The organism is Bacillus sp. UMB0728 (genome assembly GCF_002858875.1).
GTDB lineage: Bacteria > Bacillota > Bacilli > Bacillales > Cytobacillaceae > Bacillus_AB > Bacillus_AB infantis.
In genome coordinates this window covers 992,432-1,009,638 of sequence record NZ_PKLA01000001.1, presented here as the reverse complement: position 1 = coordinate 1,009,638, position 17,207 = coordinate 992,432, and the positions used below count along the sequence as shown (strand labels likewise).

At 44.7% G+C, this 17,207-nt stretch carries 15 protein-coding genes, 1 other RNA gene and 1 pseudogene; 14 read left to right on the top strand and 3 right to left on the bottom strand.

Annotated elements, in window-relative coordinates; genetic code table 11:
• The first annotated feature begins 2 nt into the window (after nt 1-2).
• The 7 genes from CYJ37_RS05235 to CYJ37_RS05210 all read left to right on the top strand — a co-directional run bounded on the left by CYJ37_RS05235 (nt 3) and on the right by CYJ37_RS05210 (nt 7,569).
• Nucleotides 3-1,028 carry an ATP-grasp domain-containing protein gene (locus CYJ37_RS05235; RefSeq protein WP_257964177.1) on the top strand — a complete coding sequence of 342 codons (1,026 nt, stop codon included), beginning with the start codon at nt 3-5 and terminating at the stop codon, nt 1,026-1,028.
• Between the two features lie 107 nt (nt 1,029-1,135).
• On the top strand, nt 1,136-1,480 hold the full coding sequence (locus CYJ37_RS05230; protein ID WP_009793166.1) for a metal-sensitive transcriptional regulator: 345 nt from the start codon (nt 1,136-1,138) through the stop codon (nt 1,478-1,480).
• A gap of 14 nt (nt 1,481-1,494) precedes the next feature.
• Nucleotides 1,495-1,701 (top strand): copper chaperone CopZ, encoded by a 207-nt coding sequence (copZ, locus tag CYJ37_RS05225; protein WP_009793167.1) that lies wholly within the window; start codon nt 1,495-1,497, stop codon nt 1,699-1,701.
• An 85-nt stretch (nt 1,702-1,786) separates the two neighbouring features.
• Nucleotides 1,787-4,201, top strand: a complete 2,415-nt coding sequence (locus CYJ37_RS05220; RefSeq protein ID WP_101548328.1) for a heavy metal translocating P-type ATPase — start codon at nt 1,787-1,789, stop codon at nt 4,199-4,201.
• Nucleotides 4,202-4,213: 12 nt separating this feature from the next.
• Complete coding sequence (locus tag CYJ37_RS27625) at nt 4,214-4,336, top strand: hypothetical protein (protein ID WP_022544035.1); 123 nt, start codon at nt 4,214-4,216, stop codon at nt 4,334-4,336.
• A 180-nt stretch (nt 4,337-4,516) separates the two neighbouring features.
• On the top strand, nt 4,517-5,776 hold the full coding sequence (locus CYJ37_RS05215; protein ID WP_101548326.1) for a M20/M25/M40 family metallo-hydrolase: 1,260 nt from the start codon (nt 4,517-4,519) through the stop codon (nt 5,774-5,776).
• Nucleotides 5,776-7,569 carry a S9 family peptidase gene (locus tag CYJ37_RS05210; RefSeq protein ID WP_101548324.1) on the top strand — a complete coding sequence of 598 codons (1,794 nt, stop codon included), beginning with the start codon at nt 5,776-5,778 and terminating at the stop codon, nt 7,567-7,569. Before CYJ37_RS05215 ends, CYJ37_RS05210 begins: the two co-directional genes overlap by 1 nt.
• Here the strand turns inward: CYJ37_RS05210 and CYJ37_RS27620 are convergent.
• Nucleotides 7,566-7,840, bottom strand: a pseudogene (locus CYJ37_RS27620) (hypothetical protein). The gene CYJ37_RS05210 and the pseudogene CYJ37_RS27620 sit on opposite strands and share 4 nt — an antisense overlap.
• An 87-nt stretch (nt 7,841-7,927) precedes the next feature.
• Between CYJ37_RS27620 and CYJ37_RS05200 the strand changes: the two are divergent.
• The 3 genes from CYJ37_RS05200 to arfA all read left to right on the top strand — a co-directional run bounded on the left by CYJ37_RS05200 (nt 7,928) and on the right by arfA (nt 10,508).
• On the top strand, nt 7,928-8,485 hold the full coding sequence (locus CYJ37_RS05200) for a glycerol-3-phosphate acyltransferase (RefSeq protein ID WP_180827251.1): 558 nt from the start codon (nt 7,928-7,930) through the stop codon (nt 8,483-8,485).
• 84 nt (nt 8,486-8,569) lie between these two features.
• A non-coding RNA gene (gene ssrS, locus CYJ37_RS05195) (6S RNA) lies at nt 8,570-8,766 on the top strand.
• Between the two features lie 221 nt (nt 8,767-8,987).
• Nucleotides 8,988-10,508: an arabinosylfuranosidase ArfA gene (arfA, locus tag CYJ37_RS05190; protein WP_101548320.1), complete on the top strand. Its 1,521-nt coding sequence runs from the start codon at nt 8,988-8,990 to the stop codon at nt 10,506-10,508.
• A gap of 182 nt (nt 10,509-10,690) precedes the next feature.
• Here arfA and CYJ37_RS05185 read toward each other — a convergent pair whose 3' ends face one another.
• Nucleotides 10,691-10,972 (bottom strand): hypothetical protein, encoded by a 282-nt coding sequence (locus CYJ37_RS05185; RefSeq protein ID WP_022544034.1) that lies wholly within the window; start codon nt 10,970-10,972, stop codon nt 10,691-10,693.
• A gap of 99 nt (nt 10,973-11,071) precedes the next feature.
• Nucleotides 11,072-12,028 carry a D-2-hydroxyacid dehydrogenase gene (locus tag CYJ37_RS05180; RefSeq protein WP_101548319.1) on the bottom strand — a complete coding sequence of 319 codons (957 nt, stop codon included), beginning with the start codon at nt 12,026-12,028 and terminating at the stop codon, nt 11,072-11,074.
• Nucleotides 12,029-12,368: 340 nt separating this feature from the next.
• On the opposite strand from CYJ37_RS05180, the gene CYJ37_RS05175 reads away from it, so the two are divergent.
• From CYJ37_RS05175 to CYJ37_RS05160, 4 genes are all read left to right on the top strand, one after another.
• Nucleotides 12,369-13,898 carry a carboxypeptidase M32 gene (locus CYJ37_RS05175; RefSeq protein WP_009793177.1) on the top strand — a complete coding sequence of 510 codons (1,530 nt, stop codon included), beginning with the start codon at nt 12,369-12,371 and terminating at the stop codon, nt 13,896-13,898.
• A 63-nt stretch (nt 13,899-13,961) separates the two neighbouring features.
• Nucleotides 13,962-14,333 carry a DMT family transporter gene (locus CYJ37_RS05170; RefSeq protein ID WP_009793178.1) on the top strand — a complete coding sequence of 124 codons (372 nt, stop codon included), beginning with the start codon at nt 13,962-13,964 and terminating at the stop codon, nt 14,331-14,333.
• 282 nt (nt 14,334-14,615) lie between these two features.
• Complete coding sequence (locus CYJ37_RS05165; RefSeq protein ID WP_101548317.1) at nt 14,616-15,143, top strand: competence protein ComK; 528 nt, start codon at nt 14,616-14,618, stop codon at nt 15,141-15,143.
• A 90-nt stretch (nt 15,144-15,233) separates the two neighbouring features.
• Nucleotides 15,234-16,127 (top strand): SAM hydrolase/SAM-dependent halogenase family protein, encoded by an 894-nt coding sequence (locus CYJ37_RS05160; RefSeq protein ID WP_087944248.1) that lies wholly within the window; start codon nt 15,234-15,236, stop codon nt 16,125-16,127.
• Nucleotides 16,128-17,207 lie beyond the last annotated feature (1,080 nt).

The following is a 17,207-nucleotide window of genomic DNA, read 5'->3' as shown; positions in this document are numbered from 1 at the left end:
GCATGAAAATCTGGTTTAACCGCTGGTTCACGACGGTGAGCCATTATATCACAATGATTAAGAACAATCCTGACAATAGAAGCTTTACCATATATGGGACCCATCCGGATAAGGATGCACTCTATTTGCAGGTATGCGATTTCAAAGGGACTGAGCCTGATATATCCGGTGAGGAATATATTTTGTTCTGCCTGGATTTCTGTGCCCGGAACGAGATTGATATTTTTATTCCCCGCAAGGAAAATGTCCTGATTTCACGGAATCTTCCCCGTTTTGAAGCAATAGGCGTCAAGGTGCTTGTCTGCCCGGACCCAGTGCTTATGTCCTTCATGGACAATAAGGCGGCCATCTACCGGTCAATTGAGGAAAAGAATTCAGCCGGCAAGCAGCTGGTAAACATCCCTGACTACGAAGTCGTCAATACAGCGGCAGGCTTCAAGGAAGCCTATCATAAGCTTAGGGCAGCGGGCCATAAAGTCTGCTTCAAGCCTGTTATTGGAGAAGGGGCATATGGATTCAGAGTGGTAAAGGATCGTGAAGATTCAATAGCGGAGCTGTTCGGGCAAGGGGTTGGACACCGGATTTCCTTTGCGAATGCCTGCGGAATTTTATCGCAGCAGGAAAGTTTTCCAGACCTGATGGTGCTCGAATATCTGGATGGCCCTGAGTACAGTATCGACTGCCTGGCCGACGGCGGCAAGCTGTACACCAGCATTCCAAGGAAAAAAGGGCATGGCAGGGTGAGGGAGCTGGAGGAAAACCTGCTGCTCAGCGGGATAGCCGAAAACCTTCATCGGGAATACCCGGTTCCTTATGTATTCAATGTCCAGGTCAAATATGGACAAGGTGTACCGAAGCTGCTGGAAATCAACCCGAGAATGAGCGGTGGGCTTCATATCAGCTGCCTGTCCGGCATTAACTTCCCTTATCTTGCCATTAAACTCCTCTTAAATGAAAAGATTGATCCTGCTCCCCCGAATTTCGGGATAAGGGCAAGCTATCTTGAAAAAGAGGTTATCCTAAGCTGAAAAAGGAGCTGAGATTCTCCTTTTTTATTTTTTTTTCTAATCCGAGAAGAATTGCTTTACATACCATACCAGGGTATACTACAATACAGATAAGGGGAGGGAATTTAATGGAAAAGGAATTAAATGAATTGCCGTTAGTCCCTGAGGGTGAAAGCTGCGATCATGTGAGCGGGCGGAAGAGCCATCACTCAGAAGTGACAAAGAAAAACCTTGTCACCAGGCTCAACCGGATTGAAGGCCAGATCCGGGGAATCAAAGGCCTGATTGAAAAGGATACGTATTGTGATGATGTTATTACCCAGATTTCAGCCACTCAGTCTGCTTTGAACAGCGTTGCCAAAATTCTGCTCGAGGGACACCTGAAGAGCTGTGTTGTCGAGAGGATCCAGGAGAACGATCTTGAGGTGGTTGATGAGCTGCTGGTAACTGTACAAAGACTAATGAAGAAATAAAGGAGAGATTCAGAATGGAAACAATCACATTAGAAGTAAAAGGCATGAGCTGCGGCCATTGCGTAAAAGCTGTAGAAGGAAGCGTAGGGAAGCTTGAAGGCGTATCTGCTGTAAAGGTTGATCTAGAGAATGGCAAAGTCAATGTCGAATATGATTCATCCAAAGTAAATCTAGGCGAAATTAAAGAAACAATCGATGATCAGGGCTATGATGTTGTCTAACAGCAAATAGCCTGCGGGACCGTGCTGAGGCACGTTCTCTTTTTCATCAAAATATACCCCGTATAGGTATAAGGAGATGTGAGCGATGAGCGAGCAAGCAAAAGAAACTCAGTTTGAAATAAGCGGGATGACCTGTTCAGCCTGTGCCGTAAGAATAGAAAAAGGACTCAAAAAGGTTGAAGGTGTGGAAAATGCTTCAGTCAATCTGGCTCTTGAAAAAGCGGCTGTTCAATTTGACCCTGAAAAAGTGAAGCAGGAAGATATTTTTCAAAAGGTAGAAAATCTGGGCTACAAGGTTGTGACTGAAAAGGCAGAGCTCGCCATTACAGGCATGACCTGTGCAGCCTGCTCCGCACGCATTGAAAAAGGGCTAAAGAAAATGGGCGGAATCAGTGATGCAAACGTCAACCTGGCGCTGGAAAGGGCAGATGTGGTCTATAATCCTTCTGCAGTATCGCCGGCTGACCTTATTAAAAGAGTTGAAAAACTTGGCTATGGTGCTGCCCTGAGAACTGAGGAGGTGGCAGGTGAAGAGCAGGACCACCGTGAAAGAGAAATAGAGAGACAGAAAGGAAAATTCACTTTTGCTCTTATTCTTTCTCTGCCATTATTATGGGCAATGGCCGGACATTTCAGCTTTACCAGCTTCCTGTATGTGCCGGAGATGTTCATGAATCCCTGGGTGCAGCTGGCCCTTGCTGCTCCAGTCCAGTTTTTCATCGGCCGCCAGTTTTATACAGGCGCCTACAAAGCTCTTAGAAACGGCAGCGCCAATATGGATGTACTGGTTGCCCTCGGCACCTCTGCTGCCTTTTTCTACAGCTTATATTTATCAATAAGATCGATAGGTTCAGGGGGCCACTCAGTAAATCTTTATTTTGAGACCAGTGCAGTCCTGATAACGCTGATTATTCTGGGGAAACTGTTTGAAGCCAAAGCAAAAGGACGGTCTTCTGAGGCCATTAAAAAGCTGATGAATCTGCAGGCTAAAACGGCGCGCGTCATCAGGAATGGCGAGGAAACCGAAATTCCCCTGGAAAGCGTCATGCCCGGTGATATCCTTGCCGTGAAGCCAGGAGAGAAAATTCCTGCTGACGGAATGATCCTTGAGGGAAGAACCGCCGTGGATGAAAGCATGATAACAGGAGAAAGCGTACCTGCAGATAAGGAGCCCGGCGATTCAGTCATTGGGGCAACCATCAACAAAAATGGTTTCATAAAAGTGCAGGCAGCAAAAGTGGGTAAAGATACAGCCCTCGCACAAATCATCAAGGTTGTTGAGGATGCACAAGGTTCAAAGGCACCAATCCAGCGCCTTGCTGACAAGATTTCCGGGATATTTGTACCGATTGTTGTGGGGATCGCTGCCGTTGTATTCCTCATCTGGTACCTGTGGGCAGATCCAGGCAATTTTGCAGAAGCTCTTGAAAAATTGATTGCTGTTCTTGTGATAGCATGTCCCTGTGCATTGGGTTTGGCGACACCGACCTCCATCATGGCCGGATCAGGGCGGGCTGCAGAATACGGTATCCTTTTTAAGGGCGGGGAGCATCTTGAACGGACACACCGCATTACGACGGTGGTTCTTGATAAGACTGGTACAATCACCAACGGGAAGCCGGTATTGACAGATGTGCTGACGGAAATGGATGAGACGGAGTTCCTGGCTATGGCAGGTGCGGCAGAAAAACAGTCTGAGCATCCTCTTGCCGAAGCTATAACAGCCGGAATCAAAGCACGCAATATTATAATGAAAGAAGCGGAAGAATTTGAAGCAATTCCCGGATATGGCATTAAAGCTGTTGTGGCTGGAAAGAAGCTCCTGATAGGAACCAGAAGGCTGCTCGGTGCGGATTCTATTGATTTCAGCCCTGCTGAAGCTGATCTTGAAACGCTTGAAAGCCAGGGTAAAACTGCCATGCTGGCAGCCATTGACGGTCATTTTGCAGGCATCATCGCGGTTGCAGACACAATCAAGGATACATCTGCAGAGGCAATCGCACGCCTTAAGGAGATGGGTCTTGAAGTAATCATGATGACAGGTGACAACAAGGCTACAGCCGAGGCAATCGGCAGGGAAGCTGGTGTTGATGCGGTAATATCTGAAGTCCTCCCGGAAGGAAAGGCAGAAGAAGTGAAAAAGCTGCAGAAGCAAGGGAAAATTGTGGCCATGGTGGGAGACGGAATCAATGATGCGCCGGCACTGGCTGTTGCCGACATCGGAATGGCAATCGGAACAGGCACTGATGTAGCGATGGAGGCGGCAGATATTACCCTGATCCGCGGCGACTTAAGAAGCATTTCCGATGCCATTTACATGAGCAGGAAAACAATCTCGAACATCCGGCAAAACCTCTTCTGGGCTTTTGGATATAATACGCTCGGCATCCCCTTCGCAGCACTTGGTCTGCTTGCGCCATGGCTGGCAGGGGCAGCAATGGCATTCAGTTCAGTCTCGGTTGTCCTTAATGCGCTGAGGCTGCAGCGGGTCAAATTATAAGGAGGGCTTCTGATGAAAAAGTGGGCCATATCAGCCGCAGTATACCTGCTGTTGGTGATTTGCGGCTATTATTTGTATGATACATTAATCGCTGAACCCCCTGCGGAACCAGAGCACGGTCATCAAAGCGATTAGGAAGGAATGGCATAAAGCTATTTGTTTTTAAAGCAGAGAAACAGAACAAGAGGAAAAAGCTCCATGCATCTGGGGCTTTTTCCTTTTTTATTAAGGAGGATATCTTCTGAAGCCTTCCAGCAACAATAAATTTAATTTTTGGAATATAATAATAATAGACTTTACAAAGGGGGAAGAAAATTGGCGGAAAATATTGAACTGAAGAATAGCGTGGCCGAAGCATTAGAAAAAATAGCGGGCATTTCAGCTGTCCAAAAGGGACTATCCTTTTTAAAAAATGATAATGACCGGACATCGGCTGATCAAAAGGAGCTGACGAGCATCCCTGCACCTACCTTTGAAGAGGGGGAACGGGGGGAGTATTATAGACGAAGGCTAGAAGAGCTGGGTATTGAAGATATTTCGAAAGATGATGCAGGCAATATATTCGGCCTGAGAAAGGGAACGGGGAATGGACCAAGGATTGCGGTTTGTGCCCATCTTGATACTGTTTTTCCAGCAGGCACTGACACAGTCCCAAAAGTAAAAGATGGAAAAATTTATGCTCCCGGCATCGCTGATGACGGAAGGGGGCTGGCTGCCGTACTGACTCTAATCCGTGCGTTCAACGAAACGGGAATCGAAACGGAAGGGGATATTCTGTTTGGAGCGACGGTCGGAGAAGAAGGACTTGGGGATTTAAATGGCGTTAAGGCGCTGTTTGGACAAGATCATGGGATAGACGGTTTCATTTCCATAGAACCAGGCAGCCCTGAGCGAATTACATATCTGGCTGCAGGCAGTAAAAGATATGAGATTACCTATAAGGGCTCAGGCGGCCACAGCTTTGGGGATTTCGGGACGCCGAGCGCCATTCATGCTGCAGGAAAAGCCATTGCCGGCATAGCAGATCTTAAGGTGCCGGAAGATCCAAAAACAACTTTTAATGTAGGGATAGTATCCGGAGGGACCTCGGTCAATACGATTGCAGCGGAAGCCAGATTGATCATCGATCTTCGTTCGGTTTCCGCAGATGAGCTGGCAAGGGTTGAATCTGAAGCGCTCTCCATCATCAAGGAAGCTGCCGGCGGTGCTGATTCCGGAATTACAGTTGAAATCAAGCAGGTAGGCGACCGCCCGGCAGGCAGCCAGGATATGGAATCAGCCATTGTCCAAACGGCTGCAGAGGCTTCAAGGCAGCTAGGATTCACACCTTCGTTTGAGAAAGCCAGCAGCACCGACTCCAATGTGCCGATTGCTCTTGGAATTCCGGCTGTAACACTTGGCGGAGGCGGAAGCTTTGGGGGCATACATACACTTGAAGAGTACTTTGATCCGCAGGATGCCTATTATGGGCCGCAGGCCATTTTCCTATGTATTCTGGGATTGACGGGAATCAAAGGCATTTCCAGTCCGGTCCTGGACAGCCGGCGCAAAAATAATGCAGAAGGGGGCCAATAATGGAAACATTGACGATTGAAAATTTCATGAACATTAGAAACGTGAAGAATCCTGCTTATGGACCGCAGGGGAAAATGCTGAATTTCATCTCAGATGCTTCCGGGATTCCGCAAATATGGGAAATACACGCTGAAGGCGGCAACCCTAATCAGGTACTGGAAACCGCTGAAAGGATTATGTTTGTTTCCTTTATCCAAGGAACCGGTAAAAGGATTTTTGGCATGGATGAGGGTGTGAATGAAAAGCAGCAGCTTTTCCTTTTAACCGAAACTGGGGAGGTCATCCGGCTGACCGACTCGCCAGAACATATACACAAGTATGGAGGGGTATCTCCTGATGGAAAGTGGATTTCCTGGGCCAGCAACCGCCGTCATAACACCTATTTTGATATATATATTCAAAGTCTTGAAAGTTTTGAAGTTAAAATGGTGTTCCAGGGAGATGGTCATTTTTCTCCGCTTCAATGGCATCCGGAAGGAAACTCCCTGCTGATAGAGCAGGTGAACACAAATCTTGATAATGACCTTGGACTGCTGGATCTTTCAGGGGGAACAGTGCAGTGGCTCACAAAGCATGAGGGGGAAGCGGCTTTTGCCAGCCCTGCGTTCAGCTCAGATGGAAAAATGATTTATATGCTGTCCAACAGGGATCGGGAATTCATGAATCTTGCCAGACTTAATCTTGAAACACTGGAAACAAAGTGGCTGGTCGAGAAGGAGTGGGACTTGGAAGAGCTGAAGCTCAGCACTGATAAAAAGAAGATCGCTTTTTCCATCAATGAAGGAGGGATCTCAAAAGGCGCATTATTGGATTTTGAATCGAATGAAGTGACAGAGTGGGAATCCCCTGCAGGCGTCATTACTGACTTTTCTTTCTCTCCTGATAACAGCAGGCTTGCCTTTATCCTGAATGGGCCGCAGCATCCTTCAGACATTTGGGAACTCGATCTCAGATCTCGTAAAGCTAAAAGGGCCGCGTTCATTTCGCATGATCCTCTGGTAGAGGAAAAGCTGTGTGCTCCTGAACTGATTTCTTTTGCTTCCTTTGATGGCCTTGAGATTCCAGCATTCTACTATAAGCCTAAAGAGGCTGACGGAAAGCTTCCGGTGGTTGTGTTTGTCCACGGAGGGCCGGAAAGCCAGATAAGGGCTGTTTTTAATCCGTTCCTGCAGTTTTTCCTTGATAATGGATTTGCAGTATGTACGCCGAATGTCAGGGGCAGTACAGGCTATGGTAAAAGCTTTACCCATCTGGATGATGTCAGGAAGCGGATGGACTCTGTACGTGATTTAGTCCATCTTGTCGATTGGCTGAAAACAGAGGGAGGAGCTGCCGAAGATCAGATCAGCATTATGGGAAGAAGCTACGGGGGCTTTATGGTCCTGGCAGCCATCACCCACTACCCTGACATCTGGTCTTCTGCCATTGATATTGTTGGAATTTCGAGCTTCCGGACGTTCCTGCAGAATACCAGCCCGTGGAGGCGGAAAATGAGGGAAGCTGAATATGGGAGCATAGAGAATGACGGGGCCTTCTTCGATGAAATTGATCCGCTTCATAAAACAGACAGGATTCAATGTCCGCTCCTTGTTCTTCACGGTGCCAATGATCCGAGAGTGCCGATTGAGGAAACAGAGCAGATTGTGGAGGATCTGAAGAATCGTAAGCATCCTGTAGAGTATATCCGTTTTGAGGATGAAGGCCATTTCTTTGTAAAAAGGGAGAATAATATTAAAGCTTATACAGCTTCATGGGATTTCCTCAAGGAATATTCCGGAAGGATCAAACATTAGGAGCTGCTGTTCCTGAAAGATTTTATAGAAGCTTTCAGGCTGCTGTATGAACCTATCGCTGCATATCCATAAAACCATCCCATAAAGAGTCCGGCCACGAAGTCATGCTTATGGCTGATCAGGACCGAAACGGGCAGTCCGCAAAGCAAGGCAACTGACGGGACTATCTTTGCAGGGATATTGAAATACAGCTTCAGCAGCTGTGTTACAATAAGACCGCAGGCACGGCAAAAACAGCATCCCAAAAGTTGGTATGTATAACAGGGAACATTGGGCCTATCACCTTTCTTCCAAGTCAGGACTGACTGTTTCAGTCTATTTTTGCCGGCAGCCAGAGAGTTATACGGGGGGAAGGTCTATGTATACAGCAGCAGCTTTCATTTTTTGCTATTTAGCCGGCTGCATCAACGGGGCTTATCTTCTGGCCAGAAAGTGGCAGGGAAAAGATATCAGGCAGATGGGCAGCGGGAACGCAGGTGCAAGGAATGCTGGCCGTGAACTTGGAAAAAGAGGTTTCTTTTATACGATTTTGATTGATGCAGGGAAGACAGTGGCTGCTTTAGCTGCAGCTGATGCTTTTCTGGGGCATTCCGCACTGTTGGTCTGTGCTTTCGCTGTACTATGCGGGCATATCTGGCCGGCCCCCCTTGGATTCAGGGGAGGCAAGGGGGTTGTCGTATATCTGGCATCGGCTCTTTATTTAGCCCCCGCAAGCCTGCTGGCTGCCTTTATTGTACTGCTTGCCGGATGGAGCGTCACACGGCGCTTTACGGTTCCAGGGCTTATCGCAATGGCGGCAATGCCTGTTTCCATCTATTTATTAGCAGGAGACGTTTCAGCAGCCGTTGCATTTGTGATTATGCTCCTGATTGTGATAGCAGCACATAACGACTTTTTTTATAAGAAAGTGGCCTAGCCGAAAAGCACTTTCCAGCCAGAAGGCTCCTCCATTTCCAGACAAAACAGTTGAGCTGGGAGCGCAAATGAGGTAATATATAAATACAAGCTGCTTTGCCCGTAACCATAATAAAGTTTTAACCTTTAAGCTGTAATAGGGAGTTTTATATCGAAGCTGGAATGACAAGCCTCTGTCACATGTGACAAGGAGGACATGCAGGAAGGTTTCTGCAAACACCCACTTTGAGGAGTGGTGGTTTAAAACTTTCTTATATTTATTACGGCAAAAGTGGCTTACATAAGCATTTAGAAACCAGTTCCTTTCAGGAGCTGGTTTTTTGCTTTTATAAGGACCTCTCTAGACTAAAAAATGATGCCAAATTTCAAGAAAAATAAAGGTGTTCAAATGCTGAATAGCCAATACTTTGTATATCCACTAAACAATATAGATAAGTTTACTTCAATTCAATGCATATAAAAAGTTTGCAGATTAACAAATTTTAGATAGAAAGGTGAGAATAATGACTTTGAATGCACATAAAGCAAAAATGCTGATAGACAAGTCGTTTAGAATATCCGATATTGACCCTAGGATATACGGTTCTTTCATAGAGCAGCTGGGCCGTGCCGTATATGGGGGAATATACGAACTTTCGCATTCCAGTGCTGATGAGGATGGATTCCGCCAAGATGTTATAGAACTGGTAAAAAAGCTGAGGGTGCCGATTATCCGCTATCCCGGGGGGAATATGGTTTCAGCTTACAACTGGGAAGATGGAATCGGACCAAAAGAATTGAGGCCAAAACGCCTGGATTTAGCCTGGAATTCACTGGAGACAAACGAAGTTGGGACTAACGAATTTGCAGCCTGGGCGAAGAAAGTCAATGCAGAAGCCATGATGGCTGTTAACTTAGGTACCAGGGGCATTGATGCTGCACGAAATTTAGTAGAATACTGTAATCATCCCGGCGGTACTTATTGGAGTGATCTAAGAAAAGAACATGGCTATACTGACCCTCACAATATAAAGGTCTGGTGTTTAGGAAATGAAATGGATGGACCCTGGCAAATTGGCATGAAAACGGCATATGAATATGGAAGGCTAGCTGCTGAAACTGCCAAGGCGATGAAATTGGTCGATCCTTCGATTGAACTGGTCAGCTGCGGAAGCTCCGGCTCAGGCATGCCAACATTTCCTGAATGGGAAGCAGAAACACTCGAACATACATATGAAGCTGCTGATTATATATCTCTTCATCAATATTATGGGAATAGAGATAATGACTCGGCAAACTATTTGGCAAGTACACTGGACATGGATAGTTTCATTAAAACTGTTACTGCAGCATGTGATTATATGAAGGCAAAGAAACGCAGTAAAAAAACAATGAACTTAAGTTTTGACGAATGGAATGTTTGGTTTCATTCCAATGATCAGGACAAGGCAATTGAACCTTGGTCTTTGTCGCCTCCGTTATTGGAGGATATTTACACATTTGAGGATGCTTTACTTGTAGGCAGCATGCTGAATACCCTGCTAAAGCATTCAGATCGGGTAAAGATCGCTTGTATGGCCCAGCTGGTAAATGTCATTGCACCAATTATGACAGAAACAGGAGGCGGTATTTGGAAGCAATCCATTTTCTATCCATTCTACTATACTTCTGTATATGGACGTGGTACAGCACTTCATTCGATTGTTGATTCACCCAAGTATGACAGTAAAGATTTTACTGATGTGCCATTCTTAGACCAGTCAGTGGTCTATAATGAAGAAAGTGAAGAACTGGTTATCTTTGCTGTGAATCGCAGTCTGGATACTCAATTGCTGGTTGATGTTGATATCCGGTCGTTCGAAGGGTATAAATTATCCGAACAGATAGTACTAAAAAATGAAAATCCCAAAGCGGTAAATTCCATTAATGATGAGCAAGTTAAACCAGAGAAGGGCAATGACTCATATATTGAAAATGGAGCTCTTACTGCTGTATTGCCAAAAATGTCATGGAATATGTTCAGGCTTAAGAAGCTGGAAGTTTGATATCAGAACGTTAGGTAATAATAGTTCCAAGGCAGCATGTTCACTCTCTTTTGAGGTCCTTTCCATAGATATATGAATCAAAAGACTAAGCCGTACACTGCATTAAACCACAAAAATCCAGGGGAGAGAATTATATGTTTCTCTCCCCTGGATTTTTGTTGTGCAGCTTTATTGCGCTGTTCTTATACAGGCTCTCTGCGGTTATCGATTTTCTTTGCCATGGAAAGGGCGGCAGACAGCTTTTCCTCTATATAATAGAGGGCATCGACATCACTCCGGGTCCCATCCAGATGTTCTTCTATAACATTGCAGAGCATTCCGGCCGCCCTTGTAACATGGTCCAGGGCCGAAGCAAGCTCCCAGTCTATGCATCTGTTTGTGGTAGCGATCATTTGTATTTCTTTAAGCTGCCGATGGACATTCCGGATAGAAATGGCATCGAACTGATCATGGATCACGCTCATTTTCATTCCCCCTTTTTATTCTCCCCTTTACAAACTATGCATATCTCCTGGTTTATAGAATACGTTCGTCATCTGCGGTCAGAAGGGTACTGGAATATGTCAGTAGCCTTTCCTGTAATCAACAAGATTGCGGGCAGGCTTCTTACCTTCTAGGTATTCCTTCAGGTTGGGAACCAGAATATCGTTGATGACCCTTTCATCGTAATATTCGGTTGAGCCGGAAGTGTGTGGTGTGATAATTACATTTTCCATTTCCCAGAGAGGGCTGCTCTCCTGGAGAGGTTCTTTTTCAAAAACATCCAGACCTGCTCCGGCAATCTCGCCCTCTTTAAGGGCACTGATCAGATCCTGTTCGACCAGGATTTCACCTCTGCCAATATTGATTAAGAATGCGGTGTTCTTCATTCTTTTAAACTGTGATGCGGAGAACAGAGAGTGTGTTTCATCTGTTAGAGGGAGTGTGATGACAATATAATCACAGTGAGGCAGAATATCATCCAGCTTTTCGGCAGTGTGCATTTCGTCAAAATGCTGCTCTTCTTTTCCGGAGTGCCTCACTCCAATCACTTTCATGCCAAAGGCTTTAGCAATTTTGGCTGTTTCGCAGCCAATTGCACCCGCACCGATGATACCAATGGTCTTTTTGTGGATTTCCTGGTTCATATGGCTGTGATGCCACTTCTTCTCTTCCTGGTTTCTCACATAGGTATGTATTTTCCGGGTGAGTGCGAGCATCAGGCCAAAAATAGTCTCAGAAATCGGATAAGCATGGACACCGTTCGCGCTTGTCAGGAAGACATTGTTTTTTTCCAGCTCTTCAAGCGGTAGATTATTGACGCCTGCACTCCAGGTTTGAATCCAGCGGAGGTTATTGCTGTCCGCCGCTTGGACTGTATCTTTTTTCCACCCTGCAATAATTTCAGCATCCATCAGATGGCTTTTCCAGATTTCAGGATTTTTCCCAGAGATAATATTCCAGCCCGGCATAACGTTTTTAACATTTTTTAGCAGGTCTTCACGCAGATCTTGTGTTAGTATCATTGTTTTTGTGGACAAATAAGTTACCTTCTTTCTCAATAGATGACAGAAATTTCGAATAATACCATTCTAACATCTTTGGAAAATAATAAGAAAAGAAATGCTTTTAATAGCTAAAAACGTTGAAACCTATATGGACTGGGAAAAATGGAATGGAAATACTTTAGGAAGGCTTTGGTGCCTATCCGCGATGACTTGGTTTTTTTATTGATAGGCTGCCTGAGCTTTGTATCACGCGATAGCCTGGAATATATGCAGAATACCATTAAAGCTTCTTGAAAAAGAAAGCCATTCTTTTTATAATAAAATAGACCGAATATTCTATTTTGAGAAAAACTTATATCTGGGGGGAAACCTAATGCAAACTGCCGCTGTGCTTTCATATGAAGCTGCCCTGAAGAAATTTGAAAAAATCGATGAGAAAATAACTCATTTAACAAGCATTTCAAGCCTTTTGGGCTGGGATCAGAAGGTGATGGCTCCGAAAAAAGGAAGAGGATTTTTCTCCAAGTCAATCGGGACGCTTGAAACGGAAATCTTCAAGCTTCAGGTGAGCGGGGAACTCGGAGAGGTGCTTGCCATTCTGGATGATGAAGAAAAAGCTGTTCATCTGGATGAAAGAATGCAGGCAAGGATCAGGGAAAGAAAAATGTTTTATGACAAATCAAAAAGCATCCCTGCTGACTTGTACAATGAATATAGTATTCTGACTGCAGAGGCCAACAATGCCTGGGAAGAAGCCCGGGAAAAGAATGATTTTCTGCATTACCTTCCTTACCTCGAAAAAATCATAGATTACAAAAAACAATTCATTAAGCTTTATGGCGAATATGACCATCCTTATGACGCACTCCTGGAAGATTTCGAACCAGGGCTGACAGTAAAAAAGCTGGATCCTCTTTTTTCATCCCTGCGCAAAAGCAGTGTGGAACTGCTGAAGAAAATACAAAACTCTGGTGCAGTGCTGCCGGTTGAAATTGTCAGACAGTCTTTCCCTGTTGGCAAACAGAAGGATTTCAACAGGGCAATTCTTCCTGAGATCGGCTTTGACCTGGATGCAGGCCGGCTGGATGAAACTGTCCATCCTTTTGCTCAGCCAATCAATACGAGAGATGTCAGGATTACAACCAGATATGCTGAATATAATGTATTGACCGCCCTTTTCGGCACGATCCATGAAGCGGGTCACGGAATTTATGAACAGCAGATCGATCCTGCTCTTGAAGGCACTTGCCTCAGGGAAGGGGCATCTTTCGGCATTCATGAATCACAATCGAGATTCCTTGAAAATATGGTTGGCAGAAGCAGACAGTTCTGGAGCCGCTTTTATCCTGAATTCCAGAAAACCTTTTCCGAACAGCTTGCAGATGTAACCGAAGATCAGTTTTACCAGGCGATAAATGCGGTCAATCCTTCATTTATCAGGGTGGAAGCTGATGAACTGACCTATAATCTCCATATCATGCTCCGCTATGAGATTGAAAAAAGCTTGTTCGAAGGGACGCTTTCTGCAAAAGATCTTCCGGAAGCATGGAACAAAAAAATGGAGGATTACCTGGGAATTAGACCTGAAACAGATTCAGCAGGAGTGCTTCAGGATGTACACTGGTCATTCGGCGGATTTGGCTATTTTCCTTCGTATGCTTTGGGCAATCTGTATGCAGCGCAAATCCTGGAAACAATAAAAAAACAAATCACGGATTTCGGGGAAAAGATAGCAGAAGGCGATTTCAGCACTATCATGCAATGGCTGAAAGACAATATTCATCAGTATGGAAAAACCTTCACCCCGGATGTTTTAATCCAAAAGGTGACAGGTGAAGAGCTGAATGCAGAGTATCTTATTCAATACCTTGAAGATAAATATGGGAAATTATATAATTGCTGAATAAAGGCTCTCCCTCGAGGAGGGCTTTTTTCTTGAAAGAATAATAGATAGAAGGTGATTTGTTTGAAGGCGTATTTATTTCTGTTCATTGCCATTGCAGCAGAATTATTCGGAACTTCTATGCTGAAGGCCTCTGAAGGTTTTACGAAAATATGGCCGGCCCTAGGAGTGCTCTTCGGTTTTGGAGTGGCTTTTTTTGCTTTATCTCTTTCGTTAAAAACAATCCCATTGAGCATCGCATATGCTATCTGGTCCGGAATCGGCACTGCTGCAACTGCAGTAATCGGCATATTGATTTGGAAAGAAAAGCTGAACATGCTGAGCGCTGCAGGAATCATCCTTATTATTCTTGGCGTTGTTCTCCTTAATATGGCTTCTCCATCGAGTCATGCCGGCGGGGAAGAGGCTTATACAGAAACAGTAAAAGGAAATTAATTTACAAAATATTCTATTAATTGTATAATTATCCTGATAGATAGATTGAAAGGCTTCTGGCAGCTAAACTGGAAGCCATTTTCTTCTGATAAAACTCCGCATTTTTCTCTTCTTCGAACCCATCACATAAACAAACACTTACACATATATTCCATAAACCTATTCCATTCTGGAGGTGTTTCTTATGTGAATACACCACTGACAATATTATAAAAAATCCAATATTATAGAAGAATTTGCACAAGCCTTTTTATTATGGATTAAACCAGGGGAGGGGAAACTTTGGATCAGCTATATATAGAAAAATTCCTTATAAGGAGAGAAACGCTTTGCATCATGCCATTCAGTAATCTGTTTGGGGAGCGGCATGCTGAAATTGTAGGTCTGGAAGATGAATCTGTTTTGGTTAAAGGCCCCCCGCATGAGGTGATGAATGATTCCCTTCAGCAGCTGGGAAGCAATTTAAAGGGCGCTATGAAGGGCACTAAGAAAGTTTTAGGCAAAGTCAGCATGCCGCCGGTACGGCTCTGCGGCCTGCAGGATATGTTTTGGTTTCCTCACAAAGCTCCCTTTCATGAAGACACCGTATGGTTTTCGCTTCACGGGATAGAAGATGTGGCAGCCATTGGGGTGAATAAATGTACTGTCCTGCTTATAAACGGAAAAACAGTACATCTTGATATTTCGGAAAAACTTTTCAAAAATAGGATGGCCAGGGCTGAAAGCTATAAATACCGGATTGAAAAGGCAACAGGCAGAACACTGACATATCTTTATAACCCGCCGGCTGGCTTCAAAATAAGTGAGTGAGCCAAACATATTCATGCAGAGAAAAAAATGAGAATCTTTGAGTCTTTCCCGGCATAACTCTTTTTATACACAAATTTTGAAAGGGTGAAAGTGATGGGAAAAGCTTTAGTATTTCAATCGGATTTCGGATTAGCAGATGGGGCGGTCAGTGCGATGCACGGTGTTGCTTTTTCCGTCAGCCCTGCCATTCCAATTTTCAATTTGACGCATAACATCCCTGCTTTTTCCGTATGGGAGGCATCCTGCAGGCTTAATCAGACTCTTCCATATTGGCCAGAGGGGACAGTCTTTGTTTCTGTGGTCGATCCTGGTGTCGGTTCTGAGAGGAGGAGCCTCGCAGTCAAAACAGCAACAGGACAGGTGGTCATCACGCCGGATAACGGCACATTGACACATGTCAGCATGAATGCAGGGATTGCTGAAGCAAGGGTCATTAATGAGACGATGAACAGGCTTCCAGGATCCCTGGAATCTCACACATTCCACGGCAGGGATATTTACGCGTATACAGGAGCCAGGCTGGCCAGCGGCGCAGTCAGCTTTGAAGAACTGGGGGAACATGTAGATCCCGGCGTTATTTGTATTTTGCAGGCTCCATGCGCTTCACTCAATAACGGCAAATCTGCAGGGTGTATTGAAATCATGGATGTCCGCTTCGGGAATCTGTGGACGAATATTGGGAGAACTCTGCTGATAGAGATGGGAGTGGCACACGGAGACAGACTGATAGCGGAAATTAGGGCAGGCCAATCACTTGCCTTTAGAGGGCTGGTCACTTTTGGTAAATCTTTTGCAGATGTACCTGGGGGAGAACCTGTTGCCTATATAAACTCACTTGGGAATCTCGGGCTGGCTGTGAACCAAGGTTCTTTTGCCGAAATATTTTCGATAGGGGCAGGGCAAGATTGGACCATATCAGTTGAAAAGTCAGAATTCCGGGAGATGCTGCAGAAAAACCTTGCAAGTGGGATTGCTGCTACATGATAGAGGATAAGGGAGTGCGGGAAAGCCTGCTCTTTTTGACGGCCTTTGGCACGCCAAGGTGATAACAGCCAATTCCATAAGCAATGAGAAAGACCTGGAAGGGTCTTTTTTCTTTTGGGCAGGTTTTATTTGAAAACCGAATGAATAGGAGAAACCTTTGGAGGAGAAGAGGCAGCCAGGAAGGTTAACGCTGGTCTGAGTGCTTGAAGCGGAATGAGGTACTCAAAAGTCTGATGCGCCGATCAGAATTCCCCATGCAGGACAAATGAGGTACTCAAGAGAGTGGATGCACCGACCGGAGTACCTCATACAGCACATATGAGGTACTCAAGAAAGCAGATATGCCGATCAGAGTGCCCCATACAGGACAAGTGAGGTACTCAAGAGAGTGGATGCACCGATCTGAGTTCCTCAAGCGGGCAAAGGGGCAGATGGCTTACTGGAGAAAGGGTCAACATTGTTCTGACTCCCCTATACGAGCACAATCTGCACGCCCATGCTGATGTTAACATGTATATAGAGGACTAAAAAATATCATATTCACTTTATATCTCCGTTCAATCCCACAAACGTGAAATCAGCCTTCCTAACCATGAAAACGGGTTTAATACTTGGCTGAGTCCCTCTGATAGAATTTCCATCAAAATCGAGTCTTTTTGTTTTCCGGCCGCCTGCTTGCCTTTTTTCCTTCTTTTTCTATTCGCCATAGTTTCACCAGCCTTAGTGTGGTTGTCGCAAATTGGAATAATGAGTTACTGTAACCAATATTATACAAAGGAAAACTTCCTGCTTACTATATGCTATTTTACCCGGATGAATGTATGGAGAAAAAAATGTCTAAATGACACGTTTAGATAGATTTTCGCTGTATTTCTGTAAAATAAAGGTATATAAAGCATAAAAACTAGGAGAAAAGTGGTTTAATGTCATGATTGAAATATAACTGTAATATAATTATTACCTGTTTGAAAGATTTGGGTGTTATACTTCTAATTGTGAAAAAAAGGTTTAAATTGGTTAATTTAATAGAATTTTGTCACAGAACAATCGAATTTAAAATTTAAAATACATATAGTTTGC